This is a genomic window from Gilliamella sp. ESL0250 (genome assembly GCF_013345045.1).
Lineage (GTDB): Bacteria > Pseudomonadota > Gammaproteobacteria > Enterobacterales > Orbaceae > Gilliamella > Gilliamella apicola_H.
In genome coordinates this window covers 1-13,853 of record NZ_JAAEDV010000006.1, presented here as the reverse complement: position 1 = coordinate 13,853, position 13,853 = coordinate 1, and the positions used below count along the sequence as shown (strand labels likewise).

Genomic DNA, 13,853 nt, shown 5'->3' with positions numbered 1-13,853 from the left:
ATATTTAAATTTTAAGTTAATAATACCTTTTTTCAATAATCTATCAAACAAGAATTATTTTAGTTGTTTAATTTAATAATAATGAAAGTTGAAAAAACTTACAGAAAATTAATAGTTAAAATAATGCATAGCGAAAACTGTTTTCAGAAACAATCGTTAAATTAATACTTATGCATATAAATTTTAGACTATTGTTTACTCTTGCTATGATAGTAACTTTTCGGTTCTTCACCCTTTAAAAGGCGCATAATATTACTATTATGACGAATGATAATCAAACAAGAAAGCATAGCAACAGGTAAAGTAAGCTCAGGTTTGAATAACCAAACATAAAATGGCGCCATAAGAAACCCGACTATCGCAGCTACCGAAGAGTACCCAGTTATTAGTAACGTAACTAACCAAGTTAAAATAAAGCAGCCTGTAAAATCAAATCCTATGGGGACCATCATACCTAACGCAGTGGCAACACCTTTACCACCACGAAAATGAAAAAAACAGGGAAACATATGCCCTAAACAAGCAAAAATACCAATAATACCTAAAAAGAAAGGAGGAATATCAAGTCGATAAGAAATATAAACCGGAATCGTACCTTTTAGCATATCAAAAATTAAAACAAAAATGGCGGGTAATTTACCATTAAGCCGTAAAATATTGGTTGCCCCTGGATTATGCGAACCATGTTCTGAAGGATTAGGCAAATGCATGATATGGCTAATAATCATTGCACCAGAAAGCGACCCCAAAAAATAGGCCATTATGATCATTAATATCATTTGAAATGCCACAATATCACTCCTTTCATTTGCCGCCTTTAATAATCGAACGCTAAATGCTAATCAGCACCTTAAAACCTGTATCTGACTCTACTTGCTGGTAAAGTATAATAGAACAGACGTCATACCTTGCCCGTTCTATCTACGCTAAGTAGTAATAATACAATCCTACTTAGTTTATTATTTTTCCAACAACGGTTTTAAATATTTTCCAGTGTAGGAATGTTTAGATTTAGCAACCTCTTCAGGTGTCCCTTCGGCAATAATCTCTCCCCCACCATTACCCCCTTCTGGACCTAAATCAACTATCCAATCAGCTGTTTTAACCACATCCAAATTATGCTCAATCACAACAATTGTATTGCCTTTATCTCGCAATGAATGCAATTGCGCTAGTAATTGTTTAACATCAGCAAAATGTAGACCTGTTGTTGGTTCATCTAATATATATAAAGTGCGTCCAGTATCTCGCTTCGATAATTCTTTTGCAAGTTTTACACGTTGTGCCTCACCACCTGATAATGTTGTTGCTGATTGCCCAATGGTAATATAAGAAAGACCTACATCAATTAGGGTTTGTAATTTACGAGCAATCATCGGTACTGCATCAAAAAATTCACGCCCTTCTTCAACTGTCAAATTCAAAATCTCGTTAATAGACTTACCTTTATATTTGATCTCTAAGGTTTCACGATTATAACGAGCGCCATGACACTGATCACAAGGAACATAAATATCCGGCAAAAAGTGCATTTCAACTTTAATTAAACCATCACCTTGGCAAGCTTCACATCGTCCTCCCTTAACATTAAAACTAAATCGCCCAGGATTATAGCCTCGTGCGCGGGATTCTGGTACACCAGCATAAAGTTCACGGATAGAAGTAAAAAATCCAGTATAAGTTGCAGGATTAGAACGCGGTGTACGCCCGATTGGACTTTGGTCGATCGCAATGACCTTATCAAAATGGTTAAGCCCTTTAATGGCTTGATATGGCGCTATTTCTGTTTTTTCGGCACCATTGAGTTCATTTTGTGCAAGAGGATATAACGTATCATTAATTAGTGTTGATTTACCTGAACCTGATACACCAGTAATACAAGTAAATAATCCAACCGGAATATTTAATGTTACATCTTTAAGGTTATTTCCGGTAGCGCCAATAAGTGATAATATTTTTTTCTTATCAACTTTAGTGCGCGCAGTTGGAATTTCAATCTTTTCTTTACCAGATAAGTATTGGCCTGTTAAAGATTTTTTACATGCCATAATCTGCTTAGGCGTACCTTGCGCAACAACTTCACCACCATGAACCCCTGCTCCAGGTCCAATATCAATCACATAATCAGCAGCCATAATTGCTTCTTCATCATGTTCAACCACAATGACAGTATTACCTAAATCACGTAAATGCGTTAAAGTGTCAATTAGACGAGTGTTATCGCGCTGATGCAATCCGATAGAAGGCTCATCTAATACATACATCACACCAACCAGCCCCGCACCAATTTGGCTAGCTAATCGAATACGTTGCGCTTCTCCTCCTGATAAGGTTTCAGCTGAGCGTGAAAGTGTTAAATAGTTAAGCCCAACATTAATCAAAAATTGTAAACGGTCGTTGATCTCTTTTAAGATTTTTTCGGCAATTTGAGCTCGTTGCCCTGTTAATGACAACTGATCGAAAAAATCTTTCGCTTTTTGAGTGCTTAAATCACTAATGGCCGGTAGATTAGTATCATTAATAAATACATTTCTTGCTGCTGTACACAACCTTGAACCGCCACAACAAGGGCAAGGTCGATGGCTAATATATTTGGCTAAATCTTCACGAATAGTTTGTGATTCAGTTTCTTTATACCGACGAGCTAAGTTATTGATGATGCCTTCAAACGGATGTTTACGTTTAACCACATCACCACGATCATTGGTGTAGATAAATTGGATTTCGGTATTACCTGAACCATTTAATAAAATATCTTTTACCTTTTCAGGTAATTTTTCATAGGGTTTATCAATATCAAATTTATAATGTTCCGCTAATGATTTTAGCATCTGGAAATAGTAAAAGTTACGACGATCCCAACCTTTAATCGCACCAGCAGCTAACGAAACTTCTGGCATTTGCACGATACGCTTTTGATCAAAATATTGTTGCACGCCCAAACCATCACACTCAGGGCATGCGCCAGCTGGGTTATTGAACGAAAATAATCGAGGCTCTAACTCTGAAATACTATAACCACAAATTGGGCAGGCAAAATTAGCCGAAAACAGATATTCTTCAGCTTGAGGATCATCCAAATTTGCCACTTTAACAATACCATTAGTGATCGAAAGCACGGTTTCAATCGACTCGGCCAAACGAAGCTTTAAATCATCACGAATACGGAAACGGTCAACAACAACCTCAATGGTATGTTTTTTTTGCAGTTCAAGAATGGGTGGATCAGAAAGATCATAGACATCACCATCTACTCTTACCCGAATATAACCACTAGCTGCTAGTTGCTCAAATAATTTAACAAATTCACCTTTACGTTCGGTGACCACAGGTGCTAGCAGCATATAACGATTTTCAGTAGGTAATCCCATAATACTATCGACCATTTGTGATACCGTTTGTGCTGCTAATGGTAAATGATGATTAGGGCAACGAGGTTCACCAATTCGGGCAAAAAGCAAACGTAAGTAATCATAAATTTCAGTGATAGTTCCAACTGTCGAGCGAGGATTATGTGAAGTCGATTTTTGCTCAATCGAAATAGCTGGCGATAAACCTTCAATATGATCGACATCAGGTTTTTCCATCAATGATAAAAACTGACGAGCATACGCCGACAACGATTCAACATAACGTCGTTGCCCTTCAGCATAGAGAGTATCAAATGCTAACGAAGATTTACCTGATCCCGAAAGACCGGTGATAACAACTAACTTATCTCTTGGAATGGTTACATTAATGTTTTTTAGATTGTGCGTGCGAGCGCCACGAATATCGATATCTTTGATTGACATAGATCTCTTCTTATGTGTGTTTTTAAACTAAATGAATAGAAAATCAACTGTATATTATACCAGTAACATTTGATGAAATATACAACTATATAAATGAATCTATTACTTGACCAATTTTATATTAAAACATGGTCTTTTCTGAAACTTTTTGACAAGAATATAAACTGAAAATATTAGTTTCTAAAACTAGAACAAAAAACGACCATTACTAACCGTTTTTCGCTGAATAAACTTAATCTATTGACTTAATTCTATTAATTTCGGCGTAGCTTCGACAGGGATAATTGCACCGCGATATTGTATAACCGTACCAGCCACCAAGTGACCCTGTAATGCTGATTGTGATGGACTGCTTCCATGTAAACGCGCACCAAGATAGCCAGCACTAAAAGAATCTCCTGCAGCGGTAGTATCAATCACTTTGTCTTTAGCTATTTTATTAGCCGGAACGTCAAAACGACCTTCAGCTGAATCAATAATACAGCTATCACTGCCTCGTTTAATAATAATTTCAGTTACGCCAAATTTTTTTGTACGTTCAATAACTTGCTCATAAGGCAATTTGCCCCATAACAAATCTTCATCATCTAGCGTCAAAAATGCAATATCAGTAAGGTTAAGAATATCGGCATAAACACTACGAGCCAAATCAAGGCTACGCCATAAACGTGGACGGAAGTTATTATCAAAAATAACTTTACCACCATTGGCCTTAACACATTTTAAAAGTTCTAATAATTTAAGGATGCTTTCAGCATCTAAAATAGCGATACTAATACCACTCAAATACACATAATCATACTGAGCAATTTGCTGCGTTATCTTATCTGTTTCGGCTGTTTGCAACCAAAATTTAGCTGCAGCGTCATTACGCCAATAATAAAAAGAACGCTCACCCTGCTCATCGGTCACAATAGAATAAAGACCAGGCATCTTATCTGACATTCTTTGCACTAAATCAGTTTGAATATTTTCTTTTTGCCAATTATCTAACATCTCTTGACTAAAAGGATCAGTGCCAATTCCCGTTACATAATGAATTGCAAAATCATTATCTTTAAGTAAACGTGACAAATAAATAGCGGTGTTAAGTGTATCGCCGCCAAAACTACGCTCAGTCGAATTTTGTTTGATCGCCAGTTCAATCATGCATTCGCCAATAACCGCTATTTTAGTTGTCATATTATAACTATTATCCTTAATCAGATTATAAATAATCCAATGCGATTTTTATCACAACTTTTCGGACAGTTGCAATCTTACTATCAATTGCACAAAGCGGCTTATGTACCTCATTGGGTAAAAACACAATAAAATCATTTTCTTGTAATATTAACATGGTTTCTTCTTTTGGTGTTTCAACAAAAGCAATATCGTTTTCTGCCAATTTATTGTCTAACACTTTGGTATAGGGTGGTAATGTGCTCACAGCCATCCCCTCTTGCCCTTCCAATACAATCTGAACATCGATATATTTTTCATGATATTCCGGCTTAGCATCACAAATATGACGCGTTCGGCTATCAGACACCATAAAGAACATCTTATCCCCATCAATATCATAGCGCCCTATAGGTGTATTAATATTAACGTTGTCTTGAATATATTCAATAGATTGTTTTATTTTGGAAGGTAAATAAGGAACTAACCTTAAATGATTAATATTACCTAAAATCATACTAAAAGATCCTTAAAATATTGACGAAAATACATACCGACAATTAAATTACCCACGACTAACATACACCATGATAATCTAATTTAATTGATAAAGAGTATATACTTAAGTAATCTGTTTTTGTAGATCATTTGTTAATAAGTTTTTATGTTTTTATCGGTATAATATAACTTGGAGATCATTACAAAAAAAAAGTAAACAGATTGAAGATTTTTGTAATGAACTTAGAAAAAAATCAAGGCTATTAGTACTATATGCTCCCTTTCCAGTATTATATCCAGCGCCCGACCGTTTTAATATTTTTCATTATATATCAATTTGTTACAAATAACTTTGCCTTAGTTCGTTATTCTAACGTATTTTTCCCCCGACACGCTTTTTTACCTTTTGCTTTTTAACTTAGGTGACTAGTTTTGTAAAAATAATTCAGGATTCTATACCGTTTCATTTTATTAGAATTCAATAACGGCTTATCACTTGACAGGAGGGATGGAACAAATAAAGTACGGTATAGTTTTATAATCTTGTGAGATCCTAAATTGAATAACTAATCATTGAATGTCATCTGCGATTATTTGCTGGAAAGTACGCAAGATGAATCGGTTAAAGGAGATTTCAAGATCGGGCGTGTTAAATATAGAATTTGGTGACAGAATTAACTGTCACCTTTGACTGAAAATACACAAAATCTAGGATGGGGTCTAAAAATCAGACCACTCTGAATATTCAATATCTTCAGGTGTTAACTCTTCGAAGCCATCTTCTGTTAACATTGCATTAAAATTTTTCATGGTATTTTTTAAAGCTTCTTCAATTGTATCCCCACTTCCTAAGCCATTCTCAGGATATCCATCAAATTTACGCTTTATAGCTAAATCAGTCATACCTGTGTATCGTCTTGAGGGACTTTCATAAATTTTAATTTTCATTTTTGCATACGGTAAAATAGGCATCCAAATAACGAATTCTGCAACATTTTTTTCAATTTTTACCACATTATCAATAACTAAATCATGCCACATATTTAAGTTCCTTTATTGTTTACCAAATGAGATAATTTTATCACCTAGTTTATCGATATATCTTCCATTTTTATAATATCTGATCACTCCATATGTTGGTGTATTAATCTTTACCTTTCTTGCACCTTTTAAATTCTGGGAAAATACTTTGGCTTTATGTAAATATTCTTCAGGAGTTAAAGCGCCAACTTCTTTACCGTGTTTATCGAAATGATATTTTAATGAGCCTTCTGGAGAATCAAAGGTACCTTTATCCCAAGAACCCTCGATATCTTTACGATTTTGTTGGTTATCACTTTGTAACTATCCCCTAAAATAGTACAGCAAAAAAGTAGAAAATTCTCTATGATAAAAGTAAAGGGGATTTAATTATGAAAAAAATGACCGAACATCAGATTGTATCTATTTTAAAAGAAGCTGAAGCCGGTATTCCTGTCAAGGAGCTCTGTCGTAAATATGGCATGGGTAATTCAACTTTCTATAAATGGCGGGAAAAATATGGCGGAATGGAAACTTCAGACATCAAACGCTTAAAGGAGCTGGAGGCCGAAAACCGCAAGCTTAAGCAGATGTTTGCCGAACTGAGCTTAAAATCCCAGCTTCAGGAAGAAATTATAAAAAAGCTTTAGTGCCCACAAAGGCACGTAAAACGTGGGCACAGCAACTACAACAAAATCATTCTGTTTATTATCAACCTAAGTTACTGGATGATTCGGTGATTGTTTCGGTGTTGAATGCTATCACAGACCGGCATTTACGCTGGGGCTTTCCTAAATGCTTTAATCGCATCAGAAAGCTCGGCTATAAATGGAATCATAAACGGGTGTATCGGGTGTATTGTGAATTAAAGCTTAATCTGAGGGTAAAGCGTAAACAACGCATTCCTCCACGATGCCCGGAAAGGTTATTAGTACCCAATAAACAAGGTGAATGTTGGTCAATGGATTTTATGAGTGATAGTAGTGGTAATCAACGTCGCTTTAGGACATTCAATGTCATCGATGACTTTAATCGTGAGGCGCTAGGCATTGATATTGCGGTAAGCTTACCGGCAGGGAGAGTTACCCGTTACTTAGATAAACTGGCCGAATATCATGGGTATCCATTAAAAATACGAGTCGATAATGGGCCAGAATTTACAGGAAAAACCTTTATAAACTGGGCAAAGTTACATGGTATAAACATTGATTATATCCAGCCCGGTAGTCCTTATCAAAATGGTTATATTGAACGATTTAATCGTACCTATCGTACTGAAGTACTCGATTTATATCTTTTTAACAACTTAGCACAAGCAAGGAGAATAACCGAAGAATGGTTAACGATTTATAATACCGAAAGACCGCATGAGGCGTTAAATAACATGACACCGATTGAGTATAAAACACTAAAACAAGCAGCATGATTTTCTACGTGAGTTGTGTACTAGGTTTGGGGTATTTACAATCACAGACCGGCATTTACGCTGGGGCTTTCCTAAATGCTTTAATCGTATCAGAAAGCTCGGCTATAAATGGAACCATAAACGAGTGTATCGGGTGTATTGTGAATTAAAGCTTAATCTCAGGGTAAAGCGTAAAAAACGCATTCCTCCACGAAACCCAGAAAGGCTATCAGCACCCAATAAACAAGGTGAATGTTGGTCAATGGTTTTTATGAGTGACAGTAGTTGTAATCAACGTCGCTTTAGGACATTCAATGTCATCGATGACTTTAATCGTGAGGCGCTAGGCATTGATATTGCAGTAAGCTTACCGGCAGGGAGAATTACCCGTTATTTAGATAAACTGGCCGAATATCATGGGTATCCATTAAAAATACGGGTCGATAATGGGCCAGAATTTACAGGAAAAACCTTTATAAACTGGGCTAAATCCCATGATATAGCCATTGATTATATCCAGCCCGGTAGTCCTTATCAAAATGGCTATATTGAACGATTTAATCGTACCTATCGTACTGAAGTACTCGATTTATATCTTTTTAACAACTTAGCACAAGCAAGGAGAATAACCGAAGAATGGTTAACGATTTATAATACCGAAAGACCGCATGAGGCATTAAATAACATGACACCGATTGAGTATAAAACACTAAAACAAACGGCATGATTTTCTACTTGAATCTTGTACTAAGTTTGGGGTATTTACAGGGCACTGGCGCCCGCAAAGTCACCAGTAATGTCGCCGTGTTAATACCTTTACTAACATCACCACCCATAGTGCCCAGATTTTTGGTCGCTTGGTTGGCTTGTAATTGGCTGTCTACCGCATTATGATTGATTACAAAAACGATAAAATGATAGAGGCGAGCACTATCTAATATTTTGGCGAAGTTAAGAATTTAGTCACAGAATTAACTACTATCTTTAAATAACAAATATACAAAATTTTGGATAGGGTAAAATCCCAGCATTAAAGCTGGGATAATATTATTTACCAAATATTTTAATTCCATAGCGACGACACTCTAAATACCAAAATGCTATCCCTGTAGGAATACCAAAACAAGCTACCTTACAAGCTATATATATATCATTAACGCCATATATAAAATCTACATTATACATAATAAACAGTATTATTGAGATGGTTAATTCAATTATAATTGCACTACAAAAAAACAGAAAAGGAACTACTGTTACACAATATAATAATGCCAAATATTTTCTATTTTTTTTCATTTTTGTTTTTACCAACTTTTTCTTTAATATAATTTTCTGTCATTGTACCAAGTATAGAATCAGCTACATTCCCCCCAATAGCAGGAATTGAGCTTTCTGTATAATGCCCTGTTATTCCTAAAAAGCCTTTGTTTGTTTCATGAATATATTTATTTGCTGCTGGATTAAAGATTGGACGGAGTCCTTTTTCTGCATATTTTCCAAGGCCATAACCAATTGTTGATGAGCCAGCACCAATTATGGCACCTGTTACAGGATCTTTACCATCTAATTGATTCAATAATGCACCCCCAGCAGCATTCCAACTGATTGTTCCCCAAAATTTAGTGCCAAATCCAGCAGTAAAAGCACCCGTTCCTGTTGCTATTCCTACATCTCTCCAACTGATACTGCCATCTTCATTAAAATAATATTGACCACCAATATTTGCTGTACCACTTAAAAATCCACCAATAATTGCCTCTTCTGGTAAGAGTGCTATCACAACTGGTACTAATATAGTACCAATAACAATTGTACCTACTAATTTACATCCTTCCCTATCATTTTCACAATTAGCTTGAGCATGAATTTTTTCCATTATTTCTTTTTCAGTTTTTCCTACGAATTGTCCTAAAATGGCATTATTCTCAACCGCATTCTTACTCGCAGCTATCGAAGTGCTGATATCTCCCGCATCTCCGCCACTCACTGCTGTTGATAGCCCCATCACTAAGTGGGTTAACGCGCTGATGTTTTGTTTTTCAGCTTCAGTAAGGTCTTAAAACCGTGATTAAGATATTTTTGGATGCTTTTCTGACTAAAAAACAGATTAAAATATTAGCAAAATAACGTAGTAGTAACAGGTTCGCACCCTGCTACCACTGCTAATCACAACAACTCACGACTTAAGGAGTAGTTATCATGACTAACGCCCATTCTACGGGCAAAAACAGCCAAAACCAAAACCACGAGTAAAACCCTGCGAAAGCGCTCGCAACGTCATTACACTGTTGGCTATGTCAGCGTCCGACATGAGCCCAAAGTCGCACAGGCTCCCACCCATTACAGCAAACACCCTGCTTTATATTTAAAAAGTAATTGGTTAGAGCAAGCTGGCTTTACAACTGGACAACCTGTCACCATTACGGCTAAAAAAGGCAAGTTAATTGTCCAACTTGTGAAGTAGATCGCATAATTGGAAGATAATTAACTCATTTCTGCGATGAGGATCGCAGAAATGAGAGATCATAAGATATATTCCAACATAGTGCGGAATATTCTGTTTTCTATTAATTAGTCCAATTGTAGTTTCTTTTCAGAATTGCATAAAATTCGTTACAAACTTCATCTTCTGAATTAAAATCACCTATATAGTTTTTACTACCACGATCATTATGAACTAATAGCCATTTTTCATTATCTTGAACAATACAAAGACAATCACCATCTTTAAGTCCATCAAGACTATATGACATATGGGGAACTTTTTTAACATCTAAAATTTTTTTCAATTCATCTCTATTCATTATTTTATTACCTCTTTTATGTAACCATTATCTACATACCATTTTACAGGTTAACTTATATTGTGTTCCTTGACCTGGTTGACCGAACCATGGTAAAACTTTGCTTTGTGATACATCTTCTATTGGTTTCAATATTTTATAAACTTTATAAGGTTTTTCTAATGAAGATGAAGGTATTGCTCGTTGCTCAAAGGCTATACCTTCTGGGGATATATAGTAATCAGTATCATATCCATATCTATCAACAGTTGCTCCTGGTTTAAGTGTTACTTTTTCAACAGGCCCATAAGCCCCACTATTTGGTGGCCAAATACCTAAATCTTCCTGAACTTTTCCTTCCAATTTACTGTGTTCACCAAAATTACTTGAATCTTTACCTTTTTGAGTTTTTGCAACATTGGATTCTACATTACCTTTGATTATACTTTGAAGATGCGCATTTGTACTACCCGCACCTAATCGATTTATCATCATATTAAGCGCAGTCGTTGATTCAGTATTATTTGATCCTGATAAATGATCCTTGCTTGCCTCAGTTAATAATTGTATTAGATTAGCTTTATCTGTATCTGTTATGGCAACATCAGTTGCAGCTAAAATCGCCATTGCTGTACCGATTGGACCTGGTAAATATTGCCCAATTTGTTCGGGTGCACGCATCCATAATTCAACATAATCGCTACCATTAGGCATTCCTTTACCCTTTATCAAGTCACTGAGTGCTTGCTCGGTTTCTTCTGGCGTTAAATAACCCGCTGCTGAGGCATGGAGGATACCTTCATAATTTGCCCCTGTTTCAGGTGAAAGACCAATAAAATCGCCACCAAATCCACCATCTGCCCAACTTAATCCATTATTCTCAACCGCATTCTTACTCGCAGCTATCGAAGTGCTGATATCTCCCGCATCTCCGCCACTTACTGCAGTTGATAGTCCCATCACTAATTGGGTTAACGCGCTGATGTTTTGTTTTTCAGCTTCAGTGAGGTCTTTGATGTCTTTTCCACCATAGAGGTTATCTAAGATGACTTTTGACGCCAGCTCTCCGCCTACGGCTCCCGCTCCTCCAGCAAGACCTGAGTTACCTTGTAATTCGGCTACCACCGCACCCAGTATAGCATGCGATACTAATCTCGCTGTTTCATTATCACTCACCCAGTTGCCGTCTTTATCCATATGCCCTGTGTGCAGTTTTATCTGTTCGGCTATCCACGGAGCACTTGTCCCTGCTAAACCACCCGTAATGTCACCGGTGATAATACCCGTGATAATTGATGTCGCCGTGTCAATACCTTTGCTTACATCTCCCCCCATTGTGCCCAGATTTTTGGTCGCTTGGTTGGCTTGTAATTGGCTGTCTACCGCCTCTGAATACCAGTAGTCTTTATTGTCTTCATAATATTTATTAAAATCAATCCGTGCTTGTTCTTCCGCACTTAACTTATTATAGGCTTTCTCCGCTTCTTTTTTCGATAACGCTTCCTTGTTTTTATCTACCTCTTTTTGCGCCTGTAGGCGGTCATATTTGTTTACCACTCCTTTTGCCTGTTGAGCGATGTCTTTAACTAGCTCTACCGATTCTAATTTGTCTAGCTCTTTTTGTTTGTTAAATATCGGTTTCAGTGAGTTATTCGCATGCTCGGTATCTCGGCTTAGTTCGTTGATATCTTGTTTTTGGTCGTCTTTATTACGGATGATGAGTTGCCCATTTTCTACCGCTGAATGCGTTATGCTGGACTCTTTTTCGCTGTTTTGATACGCCGTCGGGGCGCTCGCTCCGCCAGTGCCGCCACTGACTGAGACGTGGCTAACTTTAAAATCCGCTTTGTTTTTGATATCACTAAAGCTGATTGTGCCTGTGTCAAGTTTGTTTTTACTGGTATCTTTCGCTTCTGACGATATCACCGCCACTGCCGCACAAAAACAAAAAACAATATAAAATTAATAAGTTGACCAACAGATTTTTTGTAAGTAAATAGTGTGTTTTTAAATTGAATGAGATATGACACAATAAGCAATACTACAGATAGGCTTTATTTACTACAATAGTGCATAAAAATAGTAATAGCTAAAGTGGTGCTAAGCCAAAATTAGTAATTAAAAAATTAATTATCGAATTTAGTGACAGTATTAACTGTCACTTTTAATTTACAAATATATAAAATTTAGGATGTGACTAATCTAACTAGGTAGATAACGATTATCCTTAATAATATAAGGCTCAGCTATTTCATTCCATACAACCTGAGCCATTTTTTGCCATTCGGTTGGATTATTCTGCTTTGCAATATAATCCCTTATTAATTTTACAGATTGGTTAAATTGTTCTTTATCCAACTCTACAAAAGAATAAAACTTTAAGTATTCTCCTTCTTCCGATTTTATGATTTCGTGTAATTTAGGATAATTAGGCAAAAATACCGCATCGAGTAAATCGCCAAAGGCATCCCAATAACTGCTATTTACAAATCCTCCTGTCCTTTGAAAATTAGCTTCTCGTTGCTCTTTATCGTTCCAACCTACGAATAAACTTGCACCCATTGTACTACCTCATGATAATGATTTTATTTTGTTGTGTTTTAGGCAATGTTTTTATGTAATCTAAAAATATTTTTTGATTAGCAGGTGTTAATACCCTAAAGTCAACAGGGACAAAATCCGCTTTCTTCAAATGATCTTGAATAACATCTTTACCGCTGCCAATATTCATGTTTTTTTCGTAAAATTTATTTAATCCATCAATTTCTTTTTGCGAAAGCTTATCAGTTGTATATAAAGCATCTACTGTTTTACCTTTATTAGGACCTGAAGTAATTACAAAGTCGGGAGATGCGCCTTGTGTTGCTCCTGGCGGAGGAGTATAACGCTCCATTTTACCTAATGCTGGCTCAAGCTGCGCTGCAGCGGCTGCTTCAGCGGGTTTTAATTTACCACTACCGCCCAGATCTGGAGTATTGAGACGGTTCTGCCCTTCCAATGGAGTTTGATTTATTTTCATTTCATTCAAACCATCACTGTTTTTTATTATTTGTCCATTCGTCCCCTTTCCAGCTGCACTATTTTTTATAACTGTTGTTTCAATTTGTTTTGACTGGCTTGCAGCTTGATTCATCAAGCGATTACCTTCAGCAACATTCCCCGCTTTATATGCTACTTCCGCTTCTTTTA

Annotated in this window: 13 protein-coding genes and 1 pseudogene; 3 read left to right on the top strand and 11 right to left on the bottom strand. The window is 36.4% G+C overall.

The genetic code is table 11. From position 1 onward, the window contains the following. Positions 1-188: 188 nt before the first annotated feature. The 5 genes from plsY to GYY69_RS06045 form a co-directional block, all read right to left on the bottom strand. Positions 189-779: a glycerol-3-phosphate 1-O-acyltransferase PlsY gene (gene plsY / locus GYY69_RS06065; RefSeq protein ID WP_174796998.1), complete on the bottom strand. Its 591-nt coding sequence runs from the start codon at positions 777-779 to the stop codon at positions 189-191. 180 nt (positions 780-959) lie between these two features. After that, entirely contained in the window at positions 960-3,788 is a 2,829-nt protein-coding gene (gene uvrA / locus GYY69_RS06060; protein WP_174796997.1) for an excinuclease ABC subunit UvrA, read from the bottom strand. Between the two features lie 243 nt (positions 3,789-4,031). Next, positions 4,032-4,976: a sugar kinase gene (locus tag GYY69_RS06055; RefSeq protein ID WP_174796865.1), complete on the bottom strand. Its 945-nt coding sequence runs from the start codon at positions 4,974-4,976 to the stop codon at positions 4,032-4,034. A gap of 25 nt (positions 4,977-5,001) precedes the next feature. Then, positions 5,002-5,472: a YhcH/YjgK/YiaL family protein gene (locus tag GYY69_RS06050; protein WP_174796864.1), complete on the bottom strand. Its 471-nt coding sequence runs from the start codon at positions 5,470-5,472 to the stop codon at positions 5,002-5,004. A 701-nt stretch (positions 5,473-6,173) separates the two neighbouring features. Beyond that, positions 6,174-6,494, bottom strand: a complete 321-nt coding sequence (locus GYY69_RS06045) for a hypothetical protein (protein ID WP_065591031.1) — start codon at positions 6,492-6,494, stop codon at positions 6,174-6,176. A 371-nt stretch (positions 6,495-6,865) separates the two neighbouring features. Here GYY69_RS06045 and GYY69_RS06040 point away from each other — a divergent pair. Next, positions 6,866-7,899, top strand: a protein-coding gene (locus GYY69_RS06040) for an IS3 family transposase (protein WP_446718886.1) whose coding sequence is annotated in 2 segments (ribosomal slippage) — positions 6,866-7,118 and positions 7,118-7,899 — 1,035 coding nt in all. Because the reading frame shifts where the segments join, the coding sequence is not laid out codon by codon here. 13 nt (positions 7,900-7,912) lie between these two features. Continuing rightward, on the top strand, positions 7,913-8,605 hold the full coding sequence (locus tag GYY69_RS06035) for an IS3 family transposase (protein WP_174796863.1): 693 nt from the start codon (positions 7,913-7,915) through the stop codon (positions 8,603-8,605). 320 nt (positions 8,606-8,925) lie between these two features. Here the strand turns inward: GYY69_RS06035 and GYY69_RS06030 are convergent, their stop codons facing one another. Continuing rightward, positions 8,926-9,177 (bottom strand): hypothetical protein, encoded by a 252-nt coding sequence (locus GYY69_RS06030; RefSeq protein WP_174787273.1) that lies wholly within the window; start codon positions 9,175-9,177, stop codon positions 8,926-8,928. Beyond that, positions 9,164-9,925 (bottom strand): annotated as a pseudogene (locus GYY69_RS06025) (VENN motif pre-toxin domain-containing protein); the annotation flags it as partial. The gene GYY69_RS06030 and the pseudogene GYY69_RS06025, both read right to left, overlap by 14 nt. Positions 9,926-10,093: 168 nt before the next feature. Here GYY69_RS06025 and GYY69_RS13065 point away from each other — a divergent pair. Beyond that, on the top strand, positions 10,094-10,345 hold the full coding sequence (locus GYY69_RS13065; protein WP_446718887.1) for a SymE family type I addiction module toxin: 252 nt from the start codon (positions 10,094-10,096) through the stop codon (positions 10,343-10,345). Positions 10,346-10,448: 103 nt separating this feature from the next. Here GYY69_RS13065 and GYY69_RS06015 read toward each other — a convergent pair whose 3' ends face one another. The 4 genes from GYY69_RS06015 to GYY69_RS06000 form a co-directional block, all read right to left on the bottom strand. Then, positions 10,449-10,685: a hypothetical protein gene (locus tag GYY69_RS06015; protein WP_174796862.1), complete on the bottom strand. Its 237-nt coding sequence runs from the start codon at positions 10,683-10,685 to the stop codon at positions 10,449-10,451. A gap of 27 nt (positions 10,686-10,712) precedes the next feature. Next, positions 10,713-12,590 carry a glycohydrolase toxin TNT-related protein gene (locus tag GYY69_RS12955; protein WP_174796861.1) on the bottom strand — a complete coding sequence of 626 codons (1,878 nt, stop codon included), beginning with the start codon at positions 12,588-12,590 and terminating at the stop codon, positions 10,713-10,715. 276 nt (positions 12,591-12,866) lie between these two features. After that, on the bottom strand, positions 12,867-13,226 hold the full coding sequence (locus GYY69_RS06005) for a hypothetical protein (protein ID WP_174796860.1): 360 nt from the start codon (positions 13,224-13,226) through the stop codon (positions 12,867-12,869). A gap of 4 nt (positions 13,227-13,230) precedes the next feature. Further along, a partial coding sequence (locus tag GYY69_RS06000) for a hypothetical protein (RefSeq protein WP_174796859.1) occupies positions 13,231-13,853 on the bottom strand: 623 nt, incomplete at its 5' end.